The sequence below is a fragment of the Pseudomonas sp. PHC1 genome (genome assembly GCF_046487845.1).
Taxonomy (GTDB): domain Bacteria; phylum Pseudomonadota; class Gammaproteobacteria; order Pseudomonadales; family Pseudomonadaceae; genus Aquipseudomonas; species Aquipseudomonas sputi.
Genome location: NZ_JBJXHJ010000005.1, coordinates 109,396 through 129,502 on the forward strand (window position 1 = coordinate 109,396; position 20,107 = coordinate 129,502).

16 protein-coding genes are annotated in these 20,107 nt (G+C 60.8%); 8 read left to right on the forward strand and 8 right to left on the reverse strand.

Annotated elements, in window-relative coordinates; genetic code table 11:
* Nucleotides 1-93 precede the first annotated feature (93 nt).
* Genes mpl through ACKJSM_RS09370 form a run of 3 tightly spaced genes read left to right on the forward strand, consistent with a single transcriptional unit; the run spans nucleotide 94 to nucleotide 2,364 of the window.
* Nucleotides 94-1,443 carry a UDP-N-acetylmuramate:L-alanyl-gamma-D-glutamyl-meso-diaminopimelate ligase gene (gene mpl, locus ACKJSM_RS09360; protein ID WP_236180227.1) on the forward strand — a complete coding sequence of 450 codons (1,350 nt, stop codon included), beginning with the start codon at nucleotides 94-96 and terminating at the stop codon, nucleotides 1,441-1,443.
* Entirely contained in the window at nucleotides 1,440-2,087 is a 648-nt protein-coding gene (gene ubiX / locus ACKJSM_RS09365) for a flavin prenyltransferase UbiX (protein ID WP_236180229.1), read from the forward strand. The genes mpl and ubiX overlap by 4 nt, the downstream gene beginning before the upstream one ends.
* On the forward strand, nucleotides 2,080-2,364 hold the full coding sequence (locus ACKJSM_RS09370; RefSeq protein ID WP_236180231.1) for a YceK/YidQ family lipoprotein: 285 nt from the start codon (nucleotides 2,080-2,082) through the stop codon (nucleotides 2,362-2,364). Before ubiX ends, ACKJSM_RS09370 begins: the two co-directional genes overlap by 8 nt.
* 43 nt (nucleotides 2,365-2,407) lie before the next feature.
* Here the strand turns inward: ACKJSM_RS09370 and ACKJSM_RS09375 are convergent, their stop codons facing one another.
* The 4 genes from ACKJSM_RS09375 to ACKJSM_RS09390 all read right to left on the reverse strand — a co-directional run bounded on the left by ACKJSM_RS09375 (nucleotide 2,408) and on the right by ACKJSM_RS09390 (nucleotide 8,215).
* Nucleotides 2,408-5,011 carry a hypothetical protein gene (locus ACKJSM_RS09375; protein ID WP_410237276.1) on the reverse strand — a complete coding sequence of 868 codons (2,604 nt, stop codon included), beginning with the start codon at nucleotides 5,009-5,011 and terminating at the stop codon, nucleotides 2,408-2,410.
* A 241-nt stretch (nucleotides 5,012-5,252) separates the two neighbouring features.
* Entirely contained in the window at nucleotides 5,253-5,894 is a 642-nt protein-coding gene (locus ACKJSM_RS09380; protein ID WP_410237277.1) for an oxidoreductase, read from the reverse strand.
* 27 nt (nucleotides 5,895-5,921) lie between these two features.
* On the reverse strand, nucleotides 5,922-7,649 hold the full coding sequence (locus ACKJSM_RS09385; protein WP_410237278.1) for a C13 family peptidase: 1,728 nt from the start codon (nucleotides 7,647-7,649) through the stop codon (nucleotides 5,922-5,924).
* Nucleotides 7,650-7,759: 110 nt separating this feature from the next.
* Nucleotides 7,760-8,215 carry a MaoC family dehydratase gene (locus tag ACKJSM_RS09390; RefSeq protein ID WP_007909575.1) on the reverse strand — a complete coding sequence of 152 codons (456 nt, stop codon included), beginning with the start codon at nucleotides 8,213-8,215 and terminating at the stop codon, nucleotides 7,760-7,762.
* A 193-nt stretch (nucleotides 8,216-8,408) separates the two neighbouring features.
* On the opposite strand from ACKJSM_RS09390, the gene ACKJSM_RS09395 reads away from it, so the two are divergent.
* The 3 genes from ACKJSM_RS09395 to ACKJSM_RS09405 are packed head-to-tail and all read left to right on the forward strand — an operon-like array spanning nucleotide 8,409 to nucleotide 10,088.
* Complete coding sequence (locus ACKJSM_RS09395) at nucleotides 8,409-8,771, forward strand: CidA/LrgA family protein (protein WP_236180238.1); 363 nt, start codon at nucleotides 8,409-8,411, stop codon at nucleotides 8,769-8,771.
* Complete coding sequence (locus tag ACKJSM_RS09400; protein WP_410237279.1) at nucleotides 8,771-9,487, forward strand: LrgB family protein; 717 nt, start codon at nucleotides 8,771-8,773, stop codon at nucleotides 9,485-9,487. Before ACKJSM_RS09395 ends, ACKJSM_RS09400 begins: the two co-directional genes overlap by 1 nt.
* 10 nt (nucleotides 9,488-9,497) lie before the next feature.
* Nucleotides 9,498-10,088, forward strand: a complete 591-nt coding sequence (locus ACKJSM_RS09405; RefSeq protein ID WP_410237280.1) for an LON peptidase substrate-binding domain-containing protein — start codon at nucleotides 9,498-9,500, stop codon at nucleotides 10,086-10,088.
* 19 nt (nucleotides 10,089-10,107) lie between these two features.
* Here the strand turns inward: ACKJSM_RS09405 and ACKJSM_RS09410 are convergent, their stop codons facing one another.
* The 4 genes from ACKJSM_RS09410 to ACKJSM_RS09425 form a co-directional block, all read right to left on the reverse strand.
* Entirely contained in the window at nucleotides 10,108-11,928 is a 1,821-nt protein-coding gene (locus ACKJSM_RS09410; protein ID WP_410237281.1) for a hypothetical protein, read from the reverse strand.
* A gap of 235 nt (nucleotides 11,929-12,163) precedes the next feature.
* The gene (locus tag ACKJSM_RS09415; RefSeq protein WP_410237282.1) at nucleotides 12,164-15,637 is read right to left on the reverse strand and encodes a calcium-binding protein; all 3,474 of its coding nucleotides are present in this window, start codon (nucleotides 15,635-15,637) and stop codon (nucleotides 12,164-12,166) included.
* A gap of 243 nt (nucleotides 15,638-15,880) precedes the next feature.
* The gene (locus tag ACKJSM_RS09420; protein ID WP_410237283.1) at nucleotides 15,881-17,197 is read right to left on the reverse strand and encodes a bifunctional DedA family/phosphatase PAP2 family protein; all 1,317 of its coding nucleotides are present in this window, start codon (nucleotides 17,195-17,197) and stop codon (nucleotides 15,881-15,883) included.
* 55 nt (nucleotides 17,198-17,252) lie between these two features.
* Nucleotides 17,253-17,948 carry a DNA-3-methyladenine glycosylase gene (locus ACKJSM_RS09425; protein WP_236180250.1) on the reverse strand — a complete coding sequence of 232 codons (696 nt, stop codon included), beginning with the start codon at nucleotides 17,946-17,948 and terminating at the stop codon, nucleotides 17,253-17,255.
* 177 nt (nucleotides 17,949-18,125) lie between these two features.
* On the opposite strand from ACKJSM_RS09425, the gene ACKJSM_RS09430 reads away from it, so the two are divergent.
* Nucleotides 18,126-19,397, forward strand: a complete 1,272-nt coding sequence (locus ACKJSM_RS09430; RefSeq protein WP_236180252.1) for a glutamate-5-semialdehyde dehydrogenase — start codon at nucleotides 18,126-18,128, stop codon at nucleotides 19,395-19,397.
* Nucleotides 19,366-20,088, forward strand: coding sequence for a nicotinate-nucleotide adenylyltransferase (gene nadD / locus ACKJSM_RS09435; RefSeq protein ID WP_236180255.1), 723 nt, complete (start codon nucleotides 19,366-19,368; stop codon nucleotides 20,086-20,088). Before ACKJSM_RS09430 ends, nadD begins: the two co-directional genes overlap by 32 nt.
* The last annotated feature ends 19 nt before the right edge of the window (nucleotides 20,089-20,107 follow it).

A 20,107-nucleotide genomic window follows, 5' to 3' on the forward strand; every position in this document is an offset into this window, starting at 1 on the left:
GAGCGTGGGAACGATCACGGTCGGATGATCAGCTAAAGAGTGCGGTTTTCACCTCCCTGCGCTAACCTGCGGCCATGTTTTACGAGGTCGACTATGCACATTCATATTCTGGGTATCTGCGGGACTTTCATGGGCTCGATGGCGGTTCTGGCCAAAGAGCTGGGCCACCACGTGACCGGCTCCGATGCCAATGTCTATCCACCGATGAGCACCCAGCTCGAAGCCCAGGGCATTGAACTGACTCAGGGCTACGACCCGGCGCAGCTTGATCCGGCGCCGGATCTGGTGGTGATCGGCAACGCCATGTCCCGCGGCAACCCGGCAGTGGAATATGTGCTGAACAAGGGCCTGCCGTACGTGTCCGGCCCGCAGTGGCTGGCTGACCATGTGCTGCAAGGTCGCTGGGTGCTGGCGGTTGCCGGTACGCACGGCAAGACCACCACCAGCAGCATGCTCGCCTGGGTGCTGGAACATGCCGGCATGAGCCCGGGTTTCCTGATCGGCGGCGTACCGCAGAATTTCTCGGTGTCGGCGCGTCTGGGCGGCACGCCGTTCTTCGTGATCGAGGCTGACGAGTACGACAGCGCGTTTTTCGACAAGCGTTCGAAGTTCGTCCACTACCGTCCGCGCACGGCGATCCTCAACAACCTTGAGTTCGATCACGCCGACATTTTCCCCGATCTACCAGCCATCGAGCGGCAGTTCCACCACTTGGTGCGGACTATTCCGAGCGAAGGCCTGGTGATTCACCCGACCACTGAACCGGCCTTGCAGCGGGTGATCGAGATGGGCTGCTGGACCCCGGTGCAAACCACCGGTGCCGGCGGTCAGTGGCAGGTCAAGTTGCTGAAGGACGACGGCTCGGCGTTCGAAGTGATGTTCGAAGGCGTGTCCCAAGGCGTGGTCGAGTGGGAATTGACCGGTCAGCACAACGTCGCCAACGCCTTGGCGACTCTGGCCGCCGCGCGTCACGTCGGTGTTGTACCGTCGATGGGCATCGCCGGGTTGAGCGCGTTCAAAAGCGTCAAACGCCGGATGGAAAAAGTCGCGGAAGTGCGCGGCATCACCATCTACGACGACTTCGCCCACCACCCGACCGCCATTGCCACCACCCTCGACGGCCTGCGCAAACGCATTGGCGATGCGCCGCTGATTGCGATCATCGAACCGCGTTCCAACTCGATGAAGCTCGGCGCACACCGTGACGGTCTGCCGGACAGCGTGGTCGATGCCGATCAGGTGATCTGGTACGCCCCGGCCAACCTCGGCTGGGATCTGGCGGGCACCGCCGCGTTGTGCACCGTGCCATCGATCGTCAGCGATTCGCTGGAAGGCATCATCGAGCGGGTGAAGAGCCAGGCCCAGCCTGGCACCCACGTGGTGATCATGAGCAACGGCGGCTTCGGCGGCCTGCACGGCAAACTCGCCGAGGCGTTGAAATGAACACGCGTTTGGTGAGCAATGGCCCGGAGCGCATCACGCTGGCGATGACCGGCGCCTCCGGCGCCCAGTACGGTTTGCGCCTGCTCGATTGCCTGGTGCGCGAGGACCGCGAGGTGCACTTCCTGATCTCCAAGGCCGCGCAACTGGTAATGGCCACCGAAACGGACGTGTCGCTGCCGGCCAAACCGCAAATGATGCAGGCGTTCCTCACCGAATATACCGGCGCGGCTGCCGGGCAGATCCGTGTGTACGGCAAGGAAGACTGGATGTCGCCGGTGGCCTCTGGATCGGGCGCCCCGGCGGCGATGGTGGTGGTGCCGTGCTCGACCGGGACCTTGTCGGCCATCGCCACCGGCGCTTGCAACAACCTGATCGAACGGGCGGCAGACGTGACGTTGAAGGAGCGTCGCCAGTTGATTCTGGTACCGCGCGAAGCGCCGTATTCGAGTATTCACCTGGAGCACATGCTCAAGCTGTCGAACATGGGCGTGACCATCCTGCCGGCGTCGCCGGGCTTCTATCACCAGCCGCAGACCATCGATGACCTGATCGATTTCGTGGTGGCGCGGATTCTCAATCTGCTGGGCATTCCCCAGGACATGCTGCCGCGCTGGGGCGAGCATCACCTGAGCAGCGATGAATAAGCTGCTGGCGATCCTGCTGGCGTTGCAACTGACCGGCTGCGCCACGGTGCGCACGCTGGATGCTGCCAAACCGGGGGCGCCGGTGGTGTATTCCGGCACGCGGCTGGATCTGTACGCCATGCAGGGCGGGTGCTGCCCGATGGACCGCTTCGGTGCCGAGGCGCCGAGCTATCCAGGGCTGGATCTGCCGGCCAGCGCATTGCTCGATACGTTGCTGTTGCCGTTGTCGTTGCTCACCGTGATCGGCGTCGGCTTCCAGGCGACCGGGGGGCTTTGAAAATCAATGGCTCGACCCGTCAGGATCGAGCCATTGATGCCTTCTACAGAGTGATCGTTTCGGGAGGAAAGACGATGTCGTTGGAGAAAATGTCTTTTCCCGCCGGTAACTCCAGCACACGTCTGCCGGCTTTTGCCAGTTCATCGATCAACACGTCGTATTCGTCCCGATTCAGGTCTCCGGCCCGGGTGCGGGCCTGGATCGCATCTGCATGGTTTTGACTTGAGCCGGTCCCACGTCCAAGCGCCTGTGCGTGTATATCGCCTACGGTGGCCGCACGGGTCATGCTCGAGTTGACCAGCCAGACGCGCCGGGAGGTAAACCCGATCGACGACACCGACACATGGCCTTCCCATTTCCGGCTCGGCAAGCGTGTCTGGTCGATCCGCGTTGGGTTGTAGACAAGATTATCCTGCCCTGGAACAACCTCTACCGTGCGGGTGTCGAGCACATAGCAAAACCTGATGCGTTGGGCGTCGTGCCCCGACGTGCTGCCATTCGGCGGTTGCGATTCGCGGTCTGTCGACGGACTGTCCGGCCGAGGCTCGGAGGCATTTGTCACGCCGTCGCCTTCCTTTGCCAAACCCATTGCGGCCTTGAGGCTGAACAGCGCGCTGACGGCCACCCCGCTCGTGGTGGCCTCGGTCACGGCTTCTTGTGGAAGCATGGCTGAGGGCCGGGCAATATCGAAGGGCGTCCGGCTATCCACTTTGAATACGGCAGGAATATCGGTCCTGTACAGATAACCATGAGCGTTGCGTTTAAATCCGCAGTACACCAACAACCTCTCAAAGAACGGTGGGCTCAGGCTGGCTTTCATCAGGCTGAAGCCCTCTCCCTGGTTCCTCAGCCTGATGATTTCGGCATGGAGCTCCGGCACAAACGGATCGAATTCCTTTGTATGGGTCAGGACCGTCGTACGCTCTTGATGGGTTTTGACCCACGCGGGTAACTCATCGTTGATGCGATTCTTGAACTGCCCTGTCGACGATAACTCCTTGCACAGCCGTCCAAGCTGCAGGGTGGACAGGTTGTAGGGCCGGTAGCGGGCAATGACGTGCACCAACGGCTTGAGCGGAGAGTCCGGATTGGTCCACAGCCGCAAGTAGTTGATCAATTGTTCACGCAGAGACGGGTATTCCCGCGGCTCGACCCAGGTCGGCTGTTTCATGTGGAGCGCGACATCCTGGCGAAAACGCACGATATCTTCCCCCTCGATCCTGTACAGGTTCCAGATATCAATGTCTCGCCAGTAGGGACGCAATGCCCGTTGATTGACCGAATAGCTGACCGGTCTGACGATGGTCAGCTTGTCGCCTTCAGGGAACGCCACTTGGGTGAGCGGGCCGTGACTGTGATCCAGACCAGGCTTGCGCCGCATTTCGACGTAGCCATGAAAGTTTGCCTTGTCGAGGTCCCAGGTGTAGTGACTGTGGTCACCGTAAGCCGGCGTGGTGGCGGTTGGCTGCGGCGTACCGGAAGGTGTCAGGTGCGTTGACGGCGTTGGCGTGGTTGAGGCCTCGGGGTGCTCCGGCGTATCGGGTGTCGGCAGGCGCGGCAACGGCGGCGGCCTGTCGGGCGTGCGGCGGTGCAGCGTGACGGATTCGAGGTGTTCTGCCCACTTGGCGGGCGTGAGCCGTTGGTGCTCCAGAAGGCGGTTGAACAGGTTGTGGTCCATCTCTGGACCTAGCCAGCGGCGAAGCTCCTCATACAGGTACTTGTTCTCCATCCGTTGTGCCCGAACCCTGGCCCATTGAGGCTTCTTTCCGGTTTGATGAGCTTCAGTGCGAAAGCGCGTGATGTCTTCGCCCTGCAAACCGTAGAGATCCCAGATGTCCCGGTCTGTCCAGGCAGGCAGCAGTTCGGCTGGCTGATCGATGGCATGAGAGGGAGACGCGACACGGACAAACGCTCCGCTTTCGTCCATGAACGCATGAAGCAGTGGAGGGCCGACGGAGTCGTCCAGACGCATTTTGCGGTGCATGACCACATAGCCGTGGTGATGAGGCAGTGACTGGTCCCAGACATAGTGTCGGGTGTCGACGTAGGCATCCGTCATGTCCGACTGTGGCAGGGGTGGTTGCTTTGGTTGAGGCTGAAATGTCTGTTCCGGGTGGTTATCTGTCTGCCTGGGGCTCGCCGGTTCTACCAGGAGGTGGGTGCTCTCGGGCTCGTCAACCCGCCAGGTATTACTGTCGGGATCGAAGTGCAGGGCAGGGCCTGAGGCGTGTGTTTCCTGAGGACGCATGGCCCGGTAAGTGCCGACGCTTTCGTCCCAGGCGACCATGACTGTTGTGGTCGTTGTGTACTGTACCTCGGCATAAATGCGCCCTCTGTGGACGCGCAGCCCTTCGGCGTTGACATTGGGCAACAGCGTTCGCGTTTGGGGCGCAAGCTCATAGTCGCGGATCGAGCCGGTCGAGTGCGGCGCGCTCGACGAGACGGGCAAGTCACGAACCTGTATCGCGGGCAGCGTGTCGCTTGAAAGTGGCTGGGGTGCCGACTGCCGCCCGGGTTGATGGACGGAAGGTTCTGCGACTCGAATCGGTCCTGGAGGCTGGAAATGCTGGATCGGCAGTTGCGGCACTGTGTCAGGAGGATTGTTCGGTGTGACGGGGACATTTCTGAAGGGCGTTCTGGGGCTCATCAAGGAATCCTTTCATTGATTGGCTGACGTGCGGGATTGCCACCCGAAACGGGACGGCAGGCACCGACAGGCTGGTAAGCACGTTATCCATGAACGCAAAGGAGCAGGAGGTAGTTACTTAGGACATGGCTGGTGACAAGACCTGGCTTGTTTCGGTCTTGTCAGGAGGTTCACTGCAAGAGCCTCGGCTCCGTTGAAAACGGTTGTCCGGATCTGCATCGAACCCCCGACGTGAGTGAACTCACTTGCCGAGCTTTCTCAGTTCATCCGACTCGACAATCCTTACCCCGTCCTGCTCTTCCAGTGCGAGACGCCACATGGCACGGGCCAGTTGGCAAGCTTCGATCCCCCGGTATTTGCCGGGAATCAATTTAGAGAGCGGTGCGGCCAGCTGTTCGCCCAGGCGGGGCTCGCTGCGTTGGCCAAGTAACAGCGATGGTCGGCAAATGGTGAGTTGCGGCCAGTTTTGCGCACGCAAGGCGTATTCCATTTCACCTTTGATCCGGTTGTAGAAAATCGAGGATCGGCGATCGGCCCCCAGTGCGCTGATCACAATCAGGTGCCGTGCGCCCATTTCCCGGGCGCGTTTGGCGAAAGCGACGACCATGTCCAGATCCACGGCGCGGAACGCCTCTTCGGAGCCAGCCTGCTTGATGGTGGTGCCAAGGCAGCAATAGGCGATGTCGACCCGGCCGGACAACTGCGGCAGGAAGGTCTGTGGGTCACCGACCGGGTTTTCCAGGTGCGGATGCTCGGCCAGCGGCCGGCGTGAAGGGGCAAGGACACGACTGATGGTCGGCTCGTTGAGCAGACGGTCGAGCAGATGTTCACCGGTCAGACCGGTGGCTCCGGCAAGCAAGACATGCTGAGGCGTCAAGTACATAGTGTCTCTCCCTTGATACTGTTCAGCTTAGTTGCTCTTTGTTGCTCCGTCGTTCAACGCAGCACTTTGCAAGGCTTTTCTCGCTTGTTGTTTGCGCAGCAGTTGCCAGTGCGCCAGTACGGTTTTCGGCGCCCAGATCTGCGGTTCAGAGGCTTCGAAATTGTCCGCCAGTTCGCGCTCGGCAACGGTGGCCTTGGCCAGTTTGAAGGCTTGCTCCAGGTCGTCGGTCTGGTTCAGTGCCTGGGCAAACAGGGCATCGCCGAAGTAGGTGAAGTTGGCCTCCTCGGAGCAGCCGAACGACACGCGGTCGGCGCGCGAGGCGGTCATGATCAGCGTGCGTTCATCCTTCAGTGCCGGAATGAAACCGCCGGAGTAGCACGAGGAGATGACAATGATCTTGTCGCGGTTCTTCAGCGGTGCGAGCACGGCGGCGAGTTCGTCGGCGGGCAGGTCGGCCAGTTCCATCCGCGGCTGGTCAAGCACCAGTTCGTGCTCGGCGGTGCCGTGGCTGGTCAGGTAGATGAAGACCAGATCTTCCGGGCCGCTGCGTTCGGCCAGGGTTTGAGCGGCGCGACGCAGATTCTCGCGGGTGGCCATCGGCCGGTCGCCGAGGTGGTCGCGATGGTTGACCAGGCGAATCTGGCCAAAGGCGCCGAAACGGCTGGTGAGCATGTTGGCCACGTAATCGGATTCGCGCAGGAACACGCTCTGCTTGCCGTCGCCGCCGAGGGTCAGGGTGTACAGCTCAACGGCCGGGGTTGAGGTCGGCACGCTGGCCAGCGCCTCGTCGAGCAGACGACCCTGGGCTAGCAGGCCGAGTTCAAGGGTGTCCGGCAGCAACTTGCCGGCGGCATCGCGTACCCGCTGGCCGTTGATCCAGGTGCCGCTGAGCACGCTGCCATCGGTGAGCACCAGGGTGCCACGTCCGGAATAGCTGTCGCTGTCGAATCCACCGACGTAGAAACTGCCATCGGACAGGTTCAGGCGGCCCTGACCGCTGAAGCGCCAGTCGTTGAAATAGCCGATGTAGTGGCTGCCGTCGGCGCCGATCAGTTCACCCTTGCCGGTCAGCGCGCCTTCCTTGAACTGCCCGAGCCAGACGTCGCCGTCGGCGTTTTCGTAGCGGCCCTTGCCGTGCAGTTGATTGTTCTTGAAGCCGCCGACGTAGATGTCGCCATCGGCGCTGTTGAACGTACCGTTGCCTTCGAGCTGGCCATTGACGAAGCGACCGGTGAACTGATTACCGCTGGCATCGCCACGCTGGCCTTCGCCATTGGGTTTGCCGTGGGCGAACTGGCCTTGATAGGAACTGCCGTCGTCCAGCTCCAGGCGGCCGAGCCCGGAATACTGGTCGGCCTTGAATTCGCCGCGATAGGTCATCGCGTTTTCCTTGAGGGTGCCTTCGCCGTCGCGCCGGCCCAGCTTGAAACCGCCGGTGTAGCTGCCGGTCGGGGTGGTCAGCGTGCCCTGGCCGTCGAACAACCCTTGCTGGAAATTGCCGCGATAGACCTCACCATTGCTGCCGTGCCATTCGCCCTGGCCATGCCATTGCCCCTTGTCGAACGCCCCGGCGTACCAACTGCCATTGGGGTAGTCGACCCGGCCCTGGCCTTGCAGCAAGCCATCGACCAGTTCACCGCGATAGCGGCCGCCGTCGGGCAGGCGCGCATCCGGCGGCAACAGCGATTCGCCGTCGCCGCACGCGGCCAGCAACAGGGTCAAGGCAAGGGGAGCAAGAGGGGCGAATGAGCGCATAGCGGGATCCGGGCAATTAGGCGACCGAGTATGCCGCAGCTATGTGACCTTATACAGCCGGCAGGGAGGAGCGGATGCGAAACAGCGTGAGCCGCTTCGCATCCAGGCACTTAAACGAAGCAGAGCGACAGCGGTTCGGCGATGTAGGCCGGTTTGTCCGAGCCTTCGATCTCCAGGGTGGCGGTGGCCTTGAGCAGCCACTGGCCAGGTTTTTTCTCGGTGACTTCACCCAGATCGACCTTGAGCCGGACCTTGGAGTTGACCTTGACCGGCTGGATGAAACGCACGCTGTCCAGACCGTAGTTGACAACCATCTTCACGCCTTGCGGCAGGATCAGGATGTCTTCCATCAGTTTGGGGATCAGCGACAACGACAGGAAACCGTGTGCAATGGTGCTGCCGAATGGCGTTTGCGCGGCTTTGACCGGGTCGACATGGATGAACTGATAATCCCCGGTGGCTTCGGCGAACAGGTTGATGCGCTCCTGGTCGATGGTGAGCCATTCGGAACGTCCGAGTTCCTTGCCGACATAATCTTTGAGCTCTGCAACTGGAACATAGGGCATTGAGACTCTCCTTGGGTTCATCGGTTTTGTAGTTTTTCAGGTAGGGGATTTGACCGCCCTGCGAACCACTGTAGATCATCATGGCGATTTGCTCAGGTCAACCGACCATGCTTTTGGCGAATGCCGATCCATAGCGCAGGCGTGCTTATAATGCGGGCGACCTGCAGGGTGAAAAGTAAGACGGAGATGTCGGATGTTGCTACGTGGCCTGACCATGCTGGTGCTGTTTCAACTGCTCGGCACGGCCCTCAATCATTTGCTGTTGCCGGTGCTGCCGGGGCCGATCATCGGCCTGTTGCTGTTGCTGGTATTTCTGATCGTGCGCGGTGAGGTCGGCGAGCCGCTGAATCTTGCGGCCGGCAACCTGTTGCGTTATCTGCCGTTGCTGCTGGTACCGCCGGCGGTGGGCGTGATGGTGTACGCCCAAGCGATTGCCGCGGATTTCTGGGCCATTGTCGGTGCGCTGGTGGTGTCGCTGATTCTGTCGATGGCCTTCGCCGGGGTGCTGATGCAGCGCCTGGTCAAGCGTCACGCGCCACATTCGGAGGAGTCCTGATGCTGTTCGACTGGCAAGGCGCCTGGGCTTCGGTGATTCACCATCCCCTGTTCGGCATCGGCATCACCCTGGGGGCTTATCAACTGGTGCTGGCAGCGTTCGAGAAAACCCGCTGGATCTTTCTGCAACCGGTGCTGGTCTCGATGCTGCTGGTGATCGGCGTACTGGTCGGCTGCGGCCTGACCTACGCCGAGTACCGCAAGAGCACGGAAATCCTCAGCATCCTGCTGGGGCCGGCGACCGTTGCGCTGGCCGTGCCGCTGTATTTGAATCTGCGGCGCATCCGCCAATTGTTCTGGCCGATTTTTACTACGCTGGTGATAGGCGGGGTAGTCGCCACGGGCATGGGCGTGGCGCTGGGCTGGTGGTTCGGCGCCGATCACATGATCCTGATGACCATGGCGCCCAAGTCGGTGACCTCGCCGATCGCCATGCTGGTGGCCGAGCAGATCGGTGGCGTAGCGGCGCTGGCGGCCGTCTTCGTGCTGATTACCGGGGTGATCGGCGCGATCTTCGGCCCGGCGCTGCTGAACCGCCTCGGCGTGCACAGCCCCGAGGCGCGCGGCATGGCGCTGGGCATGACGGCGCATGCGGTCGGCACGTCGGTGGCGTTGCAGGAAAGCGATGAGTGCGGTGCCTTCGCGGCGCTGGCAATGAGTCTGATGGGCGTGGCCACGGCGGTGTTCCTGCCGTTGGCGGTGTCGATGGTGGTGTAGGGAAATGTCTATGAGTATGCCGCTTTTTCCGCTGAACACGGTGCTGTTTCCCGGCTGCAATCTGGATTTGCAGATCTTCGAGGCGCGCTATCTGGACATGATCGGCCGTTGCATGAAACAGGGCGGGGGCTTTGGCGTCGTATGCATCCTCGAAGGGCATGAAGTCGGCGTGGCGCCCGAAGGGTTTGCGATGGTCGGGTGCGAAGCGCGGATTACCGATTTCCAGCAACAGGACAACGGCCTGCTGGGAATCCGGGTGCAGGGCGGGCGCCGCTTCATGGTGCAGCGCACCGAGGTACAACGCGATCAACTGATCCTGGCCGAGGTCGACTGGCTGGATGAAGAGCCTGAGCAACCGTTGCAGGATGAAGACGCGGATCTGGTAGCGCTGCTCAAGGCACTGGCCGAACATCCTATGGTCGAGGCGCTGAACATGGGGACCGAAGCGGTTGGCCAGCAGTCGCTGGCCAACCAGCTGGCTTACCTGTTGCCTTTCGCCGAAGAGGACAAGATCGATCTGCTGCAACTCGACGATCCGCAACAGCGCCTGGATGCGATCCAGGCGCTGCTCGATGAGTTGCAGGGGGAGTTGTTTGCATAGGACCGGCTGATCGGGTCCGTTAATCGGGCCAGACAATATCGCTGGCGAACCAGTCCTTGCCCGGGTCGAGCGTCAGTATCGGCTTGCCGGACTTCGCGACCTTGTCGATCAGTGCGTCATATTCATGCTGGTTGTGGACGCCCCTGTGGGTGCGTTCTTCAATACTGCGATTGCTCAACCATCTGTCTTTTCCCGCCTTGGCCACATCGTCGACTTTTGCCGCTCGGGTATAAGTTGAGTCGAACAGCCAGAGCCGGCTGGATTCGATGCCTTTTTTTGAAGTCGAGATCAGCGCTTCGAGATCATCGTCGGGAAACCATGCCCCCTTTTTCTCCATGGACGGATTGAACAGCTCATTTTCTTCCCTGAGCACGACTTCCATTTTTCGCGTGTCGATGATGTAGGCGAAAATGAATCTCTGGTTATGTCGAGTCGTTTCGTAGTTGCGCTCCGAATCCAGTTCCACATCAGAGGCATCAGACCACTCATTATCGGACTCGCCCGCATCGTGGTCAGGCTCGCCGGGTTTCTTGCCGGGATATTTGTTCTTCTGGTTGTTGTAGAGCAGGTATTCCGGATCCGGGGCATCCCTGCCTTTGCCGGCATACTCCGTGACCAGCTTCAGACTGACCGTTGCACTGATAGGCTTTTGGGTGGTCGCGCCGCGCGGATGATTCAAGCGCGGCAGCATTCTGCCGTCGTCATAAAACTCGAACGGCGTTCGTTCATCGGCCCTGAACAAACCGGGAATGTCGATGCGGTAAAGGCAGCCGTTACTGTTGCGCAGGTAACCAAGACTGCCTAGAGCCCCGTCGAGAAAGGGCCGGCTCAGGCTTTGGTCGAGGTCGACAAGGTCGCCGCGCCAAAGCGTGCCGTTCCTTGTGGGAATGATCAGCGGCTCAATTTCCTGGCGAAGTTGATCGAAGCGCCCCGGATCGTTCTCGTCGAGCGAACGCAACCGGTGCTGCTCTGCCCACTGCGGCATTTGTCGCGGGTTGTCCAGCAGGTCGTTGCGCAATTGCACATGTTGCCCGGGCGAAAGGTTGTAGTTGCGCAGGTGTTCAGTCACTTCATCCAGCGTCTTGCGCGGATGCAACCAGCGCCAACCATCCATGATCAGATCCTGCCTGGCATTGTTGGTCACCAGCGGTTTGACCCAGTGTGGCCGATGGCCGCTGGTCTGGGCTTCTTCCCGGAAACGGGTGATGTCCCGGCCATGAATGCCGTAAGCCTCCCAGATCTGATGATCCTTCCAGGCCGTCAGGTGGGTGGGCGAGCCATTGAAACCGGCCGGAGGTTCGTCAACCCGTACCCAATAGCTGTCTGGCCCCTTGAATCCGTAGAAGTAATCGGCGTCCGGCGAACTGTGGAAATGTTCTTGCCGTCGGTAATACCCCTGGTCGTCAAGCTCTATCCAGTGAGGCATGGGGTCCAGATGAGGACGCGTCAATGGCTGGAAAGGTTGCGGTTGGAAAATGGTTGGGCGCTTGGCCTGCGAGTCGCCCTGTTCAGAGGCTGGACGTTTGGCCGGTGGTGCTTTCGGCGGTTGGTGGGCAAGGCGCCAGGTTTTCTCGCCCGGATCTCTAAGGATCAGCGGGCCGGGCGCCAGTTTCCTGTACAGGTCGGTTACCCGATAGGCGCTGTGGGCTGCGTCGAACTCCACATGCACGGTGCCGATGTGCTCGATATCCACAAACCGGCGGCCGACGACAAAACGAAAGCCGTCGGCGTCCGCTGCCTGCATATTGCGCAACAACGCCTGGTTCAATAAATAGCCGGTCAACCCGCTGTCTGGCGCGGGCTGAACATCGGGCAGGTCTGAGATCTCGACTCCGGGCATGGCGTCGCCATCGACGGAGTGACTGCCCGGACCCTGTCCGGTCGAGACGGCAGGCCCGTTTGTATTCTCCGGGTGTGGCCGATGCAGTACCGGTATTTCCACCTCTGAACGCGGTCGATTGACAAACGTGTCCGTTGGCGTTTGCGAATGCCCTCTTGGAAAATTTGATGAAGGGGGGATCTTTGGGCGCATCGTGTCATTCCTTGACGGTTGAAATGTTGGTCCAGTGTTCGATTCAGATCGTTACTGCTTTTGCAGCCGATTTTTTTTCGATGATCAGGCGTTGCGGTTCGATGAGGCGTGTGGCGTCGCCGCGGGCTGTCCATTGAGCGGTAGCCGCGTTGTAGAAAATCTTTGCGTCAGGTGCATCGGGCAGATGGATGTTCTCGATGGGAACGTTATCGCTTTCCAGCATCTGCCGGATTTTATGGTCGTCAACCAGGGCGACGACTGCCTGGGTCGAGGCACAAGACAGCGCATTGACAGCATGCAGACTGATCACCTCGAACAGTGTATTGACCCGATAGCGATGCCCCGCAGAGTCGATGACGTCGATGGTTCCCAGGGGCAGCGATGCGTCGTTGCTGTCGGGCAGGTGAATGTGAACGCTGCCGATCTTGAGCAGGTCATCCTTGATGGAGAGGTGGCTGTCGCTGATCGTTTCCTGCAGCTGTTGCGTATGAATGTGCCAGGTCGATGATCCCAGGTCGCGGGCGTCCGCTTCGGCGGTGGACAGGCGAATGGACATATTGCTGGCCGGGTACAGCGCGTACGTCGAGGATCGTCCCTCCAGCCAGAACGTCGCGTTGTGATCGATGGCCTTGAAATCGACGCGTTGCGGGGTGTCCTTGAGGGTTCGCTTTTCGACGGACGGTTTGACAAACAGGTAGGTCCCGGCGCGCTTTCGCAACGATGCGCGGCTTTCCACCGATCGGTACCCGGGATTTCTGGCATCGTCCAGAGCGGCAGTGCCCGGATAGTCGAGTTGAAAGGACACACCATCGCGCATGACCAGGGTGAAGGCGTGATTCATCTTCCAGCCGGCGGTCAGGATGCCTGCCCCTCTGTCACTTTTTCGATCCGTGCTTTCGATGACGGCGCCGTGTAACGAGAGCAGTCCGGCACCCGGTCCGAAAGCGATCGTGAAGTGGACATCGTCGTAAGTGAGCACGGTGAATGCGTTTGTCTGCTGTGCCGTGACGGTATAGATCGCCCTGACTTCGGCAATGTCCTTGCTGTCGAAGTCGACATACAGCGTGCTGTGCGCCTTTTTGTCCGCCGGCGCGGCTTTCAGGACGGTGTGATAGTTCTTGCTGGAGACGAAGTAATACGAGTGTGCACTGGGCGACGGAATGTTGACCGGGTTGTTGAGCGACAGCGGGGATGGCCTGGCCACGCCGACAGTGATGACGTTGACGTTCAGGGGGTGATCGGTCAGGGCTGTGATCTCGGCCGGCCAGTCTGGTTGCAAGTGGTAGCCATCCTGGGTGATGAATATCCACTTGTCGTTTTTCAGCAGGCGTTTGCCATCGACGTTCCGGTAGACCTCTTCGAGTACCAGTGTGCGTAGCGGTGAGCGAGGGTGGTCGTCACGTAACGACTCGATCACCAGAGCATTGGCACGGATGAACCAGCTCTGAACCGCTTCAAGTGTTACACCCAGATAAACCTTGCTTGGCTCACTGCCGTCCTCGGTGATGAGAATCTGGCGACTCAGAGGGTTGATCTGGTAAGTGTCGCTCCCGCTACCGCCATCGACACTGGCAAAGAGACCTCGTGCGTAAATGTGGTCATCGCCTGCACCGGCATTGACCTGGTCTTGCCCGTTGGCGGTAATGACGTCGGCCTGATCCGATCCCTTGACCTGGTTGTAAGCGCCGGCCAGGGTTTCGACTTTTTCGATGGAGCTGAACGTGGAGTGCAGCACCGGTTCGACCGCCGGGTCCGCCGAGCGCAACCCGAGCCTGCCGGATTTCATGTCGATGTCGTAACCGAGGTAAGTCGGTGGATTCGGGATGTGATCCAGGTGCTTGTGAGTGCCTTGCAGCCATAGCAGGTCGGTACCGTCACCCCCTTGCAGATGACTCGGGCGGATTTCTGTGCCGGAAAGTGCATCGCTGGCGGACTGAAAAAGAAACGAGTCGTCTCTGTCACCACCACCGAGGTCTTTTTTGCCAGCGCCATAACTGAAGAAATTCGGTTTGTCGCGCACCCCCTGTACCGTGTCATTGCCACCACCGAGGCTCCAGAAAACGCCTTTGGCGGGGTCGCTCTTCACGGTGGTAACGATAGCGTCAGAGACCGGCAGGCCGGCGCGTGCATCGTAATGGTCATCGGTCTCGATGATGACTGGCAGGTTCTCGGTGACGTAGGGTGTTTCACCCTTGGCTTCATCCCACTGGTATCGATGGACGCGCGTGGCTTGCAGCCTGACGTCGAACCGGCCGTTGACGATCGCGTCGACACTGTCCTTGAGTTCATTGTCGAGCCAGCGCAGGCTTTGGGTCTTCAAGGCCTTGGCATAGTTGCGGGTGGTTTTCGCGACCAGATAGCGCTCCATCACGGCCTTGTCCTGGTCCTGTCCGGTGAACGCGAACCAGCCGGCACGCCAGCGTTCGTTCACGGACAGTTCGATGTAATCGTCAATGTCGTCGACGACCCGGACGGCGCCATAGATTCTGGCGCCGACAATCATGATTGCCGCCGCTGCAATGCCCACCGGACCGGCCGCCTGAAAGCCTGCCAGCGCAGCGCAACCCAGCGCCAGGGACAGCGCGGCGCTGAATATACTCAGCCCTCCGGTCACGTAGAGGTCCTGAGCCTCTTTTCCCTGGGCCTTGGCAGCATCGTTGAAGGATTTGATGGCGGTGTAGATATCAAACGGCAGCGTCAGCACGCTGGCGATCAATCCCGCGCCCCGGCAGAGCCACTTGCCCATGCCGGTCCTGCCGAATTGTTCAAGGGTCGCCGAACCTTGTCGGATCATATGTTCGCCTGTTCGGGTCAGGGCATACTCGAATCCCAGTGAGGTTATTTCCGCAAGGCCGCCGCCGACATTGATCAGGACTTCCCCTGTATGGCCTTTCTTGAGGGCGTCAATGGCACCGGTGAACGCGCTGTACAGTCCGTAAGCCTGCAGTCCCACCCCCATGCCGGCCAGGCTTCGACTCTTGGCCTTGTCTACCCAGTTGGGTAAATGATCGGGCAGCGGCTCCTTGCGTATGTCCAGGCGTTGTGTGGCTTTGAGCAGGTTGTTGATCTTGTTCATGGACGGAGCGGATTCGCCCGTTGTCATCTCGCGCATCAGCGATGGGGCATCCGGTGAACGCTGTGTAACTATTTCATACAACAGCGGCGCAACTTTCTGGCCTTCTTGTGTATTGACTGACTTGATGCGCTGTTCAACTTCGGCCGGATCGAACGCCAACGCATCGATGAATGACTGATCGGGTTCGGAAAAGTAGGTATTGGCTGCGGTGATGGGCTGGCCATTGAGCCTTGCGCCCAAGGCCTGCAGTTCCTGGCGGCTGACGCTCATTTCGCCGATGCGCAGGGGGCCAAACAGGCTGTCTGTGTCGCGCAGGCTGGGTGTGCGGCGATCCGGGATGGAAGTTTCTGAATGACGGTTAGTTGATGAGTTGCTTATGTCTGAAATAACAATCGAAGTTGTAGGATAAGTTTCAGAAGTTGTTTCAAGAGGGATAGACAAGATCAATACTCTTCCATGAGGTGATGAGAGGATTAATCTGTCATGTAATGATTTTTTTGGTCAGGCTGATTGTTTTGCCAATTATATTTCCGGCGGTCGCTTCAATCGCGATGAGAGTCTTTTGTTTTGGCAGGTGTGGCGGTGACGTATTTGTTGAAACAGCAGCGTTTCAGTTGGCAAACAGGACTGATCGCCGCTTGCGGATTCGCCCCGAAGGGGAATCCGCGAAGCGTCGGATGCGGCTCAATAGGCGTATCGAAGCAGAGTGTGTGGCAGGTGTCGCAATACGAAGAAACCAAACAGAGCGACCAGCGCCGGCAAGACCAGCCACCAGACTTTCTGCGGCATCGCACCCAGAGGGGCGTCGCGTTGACTGAGCCACAGGCCCGCTGCGCACACACAGGCAGCGAGCATGGCGCCGGCCAGGACATCCGTTGGCCAGTGCGCGCCCAGATATACCCGCGACAGGGCAATTGCCAGCGCCGGTATACAGCCAAGCAACAACCAGGTCAGGCGCAGGCGCGGCGGCTGCCCGCGCCCGGCCAGCACGGCGAGTGTCAGGAACAGCGCGAACGACCCCGAAGCGTGACCGCTGGGCATGCTGTAGCTGGTGAGTGGGTCAGTCAGCACTTCCGGGCGTAACCGGGCGAAAAACAGTTTGGTTCCGGTGTTGGCCAATGCCGTGACGAGCAGGGTTCCGCCGACGAAGATCGCGTGTCGCCACTGGCGGCATAGCAACAGCAGAGCGGTCAGCAGGCCGCTGAACAGCAGCATGTTGCGGAACTCACCGATCAGGGTGAACACCACTGCCACTTCATCCAGCGCCGGGCGGCGGTGTTCCTGCACCAGGGTCATGACACCCTGATCGAGGGCGCTCAGGTACGGGTAGCCGATGAACAGGCCGATCAGGATCAACAGGCTCATGCTGCTGATCCAGACCGTCGCCCGGCGATGACGGCGCAGGCTGCTGTTGGCGCTCAGGCCAACCATCACCGCGATACTGCCGGCAACAATCCCGGCCTCGAGCCAAAAGCCTTCCGGCAACGGCAGACGGAACGCCGCCCCGGTGGCCCAGCCCGGCAGCAGATAGGCGAGGCTCCAGCCGGCCGCTGCCAGCAGGCTGACGGCCGCAAAGCGCGGGAAGGGCATGTCGCACATCCCCGCGACCATCGGCAACATTGGCCGCAACGGGCCGATAAAGCGCCCGACCAGCAGGCTGGCGATGCCGTAGCGTTGGAAGTAGGTTTCCGCGCCGGCCATCCATTCCGGGTGATGGCGCAACCCCGGCAAGCGCCGGATGTTCTGGTGGAAGTGGCGACCGAGGAAATACGAAATCACGTCGCCGAGAATCCCGCCGAGGAAACCCAGCAACAGGGTTTCGCTCAACGACAGCGCTCCGCTGCCGGCCAGCACCGCCACTGCAAACAGCAGCACCGTGCCAGGCACAATCAATCCGGCAATCGCCAGGCATTCCACACAGGCCACGACAAACACTGCAGCCGCCAGCCACTGCGGATTGGCGGCCAGCCACCCGGTCACGCTATCGAGCCATGGGCCCATACAAACCACTCCATTTCATTGATGTCCCTGAACGGCGAGCCGAAGGGGTGCGCATTCACAGCAGAAAATAATCGCGACCTTCGACCTGACCCCGGCGCAGCGGGTTCCGCGTGCACCATTGGGCATAGGCGGCATCGACGAAGCGATACATCAAGTGTTCGTCGCGGCCCTGGGGGATACCCAGGCGAGTGGTCTGAATCACATGGGGCGGCGCGGGGCCGGTGTCTTCCACCAGCAGGATTTCATGGTCGAAACGCTTGGCATCCCACACCGGCACTTTCAGTCCCAGCGCCTTGCACAGCAGCGTCTGCCCGGCACACAGTTTTTGCGACGGGCGCGGGCGGCCCTGAGCGTCGGGATTATTCAGCAGCATCTGCGCCAGGCTGGCCGGGCCGCTGATCTCGTCGACCCACGGATAGGCCGATTTGATCAACACCGCATTGCCCGGACCCTTCGCGCTGAAGTTCAGCGAATCGCCGCCCCGGGCGTAGTACATATAGATGTGGCCGCCATCCAGAAACAAAGCCTTACGCTTTTCCGTGTAGCCAAGGGACGCGTGACTGCCTTTCTCCTCGCAGTAATAGGCCTCGGTTTCGATGATTCGGGCGCTGAGCCACAAGTCACCGACCCGGTGGCGAATGACTTTGCCGAGCAGATCCTTGGCCAGCGTCTGGGCGTCACGGTCGAAAAAAGCATCCGCGAGGCCGACGGGCTGGCGCGCGAAGGTGGCACGAACGGTCAGGTTGGACATGGCAAACAGTGTCTATCCAGGCGGAGGAGGTCGTGATGATAACAATTCGAGGCTTAATCACGGCTGAACGTCGGCAAATCGTGGTCCATTTCGACCATCCGCCCGTCACCGCTGTTAGTCCCGGGACGCGACAGCTATAATCTGCCGCTTTCCTCTTTGCCAAGACCCCAGCAGACCATGACTGAGTCCGTTCTTGACTACATGACCCGATTGGGTCGCGCCGCCCGCGAAGCCTCCCGCGTCATCGGCCGTGCCAGCACCGCGCAGAAAAACCGCGCCCTGCTGGCTGCCGCCCATGCCCTGGACGCCGCCCGCGTCGAGCTTGCGGCAGCCAATGAACAGGATCTGGCCGCCGGTCGCGCCAACGGTCTGGAGCCGGCACTGCTGGAGCGGCTGGAACTCACCCCGGCGCGCATCGACGGCATGATCGTCGGCCTGCGTCAGGTCGCGGCGCTGCCGGATCCGGTGGGTGCGATCCGCGACATGAGCTTCCGTCCGTCGGGCATTCAAGTCGGCAAGATGCGCGTGCCGCTGGGCGTGATCGGGATCATCTACGAATCCCGTCCCAACGTGACCATCGACGCCGCGAGCCTGTGCCTGAAGTCCGGTAACGCGACCATCCTGCGTGGCGGTTCCGAAGCGATTCATTCCAACCGCGCGATTGCCGCCTGCATCCAGCGTGGTCTGGCCGAAGCCGAACTGCCGGCCGCCGTGGTGCAAGTGGTGGAAACCACCGACCGCGCCGCCGTTGGCGCGCTGATCGCCATGCCCGAGTACGTCGATGTGATCGTACCGCGCGGTGGTCGTGGCCTGATCGAGCGCATCAGCCGTGACGCCCGGGTACCGGTGATCAAGCACCTGGACGGCATCTGCCACGTTTATGTCAGCGAGCACGCCGACCTGCCGAAAGCCGAGCGCATCGCCTTCAACGCCAAGACCTATCGCTATGGCATCTGCGGCGCGATGGAAACGTTGCTGGTCGATCAACGTGTCGCGAAGGAATTCCTGCCGTCGATGGCCAGACAGTTCCGCGAAAAAGGCGTCGAACTGCGTGGCTGCGAACGCACCCGGGCGATTATCGAAGCCGTCGCCGCGACCGAAGAAGACTGGAGCACCGAGTACCTGGCGCCGATTCTGTCGATCAGGGTGGTGGATGGCCTGGACCAGGCCATTGAGCACATCAACCGTTTCGGCTCCCATCACACCGACTCGATCGTCAGCGAAAACCTCGCCGACACCCGCCAGTTCGTGGCTCAGGTCGACTCGGCCTCGGTGATGATCAACACCCCGACGTGCTTTGCCGACGGATTCGAATACGGATTGGGTGCCGAGATCGGCATTTCTACTGATAAGCTGCACGCCCGTGGCCCGGTGGGCCTCGAAGGACTGACCTGCGAGAAGTACATCGTGGTCGGTGATGGTCAGTTGCGCGGCCAGGCGACGGTCTGACTTGTCCGACCTCGACCTGAAAGCGCCGAAATCCGGCAAGAAATCCCGTCCCCTGCGCATTGGCGTGCTGGGCGGGACGTTCGACCCGGTGCACGTCGGCCATCTACGTGGTGCGCTGGAAGTTGCCGAAGCGCTGGGGCTCGACGAGCTGCGCATGATGCCCAGCGCCCGGCCGCCGCACCGCGATACGCCGCAGGTGTCGGCGCAGGACCGGCTGGCAATGGTTGAATGTGCGGTGGCCGGTGTGCCGCCGCTGGTGGTGGACGCTCGCGAATTGCAGCGGGACAAACCGTCCTGGACCATCGATACCCTGGAGTCGCTGCGTGCCGAAATGGCCGCCGAGACCCAGGTTTTTCTGCTTCTGGGCTGGGACGCGTTTTGCGGCCTGCCCACTTGGCATCGCTGGGAAGAGTTGCTCCAGCATTGCCACATCCTGGTGCTACAGCGCCCGGACGCCGACAGCGAACCGCCGGATGCCTTGCGCAACCTGCTGGCAGCTCGTTCGGTGAGCGACCCGCTGGCCCTGAAGGGGCCGAGCGGACAGATTGCATTCGTCTGGCAGACACCGCTCGCGGTTTCCGCCACCCAGATCCGTCAACTGCTGGCCAGCGGTAAGTCGGTACGTTTCCTGGTGCCCGACGCGGTCCTGGCCTACATCGATGCGCACGGTCTGTACCGTGCGTCGAACTGAACAAGGCGTGCTTCACTGA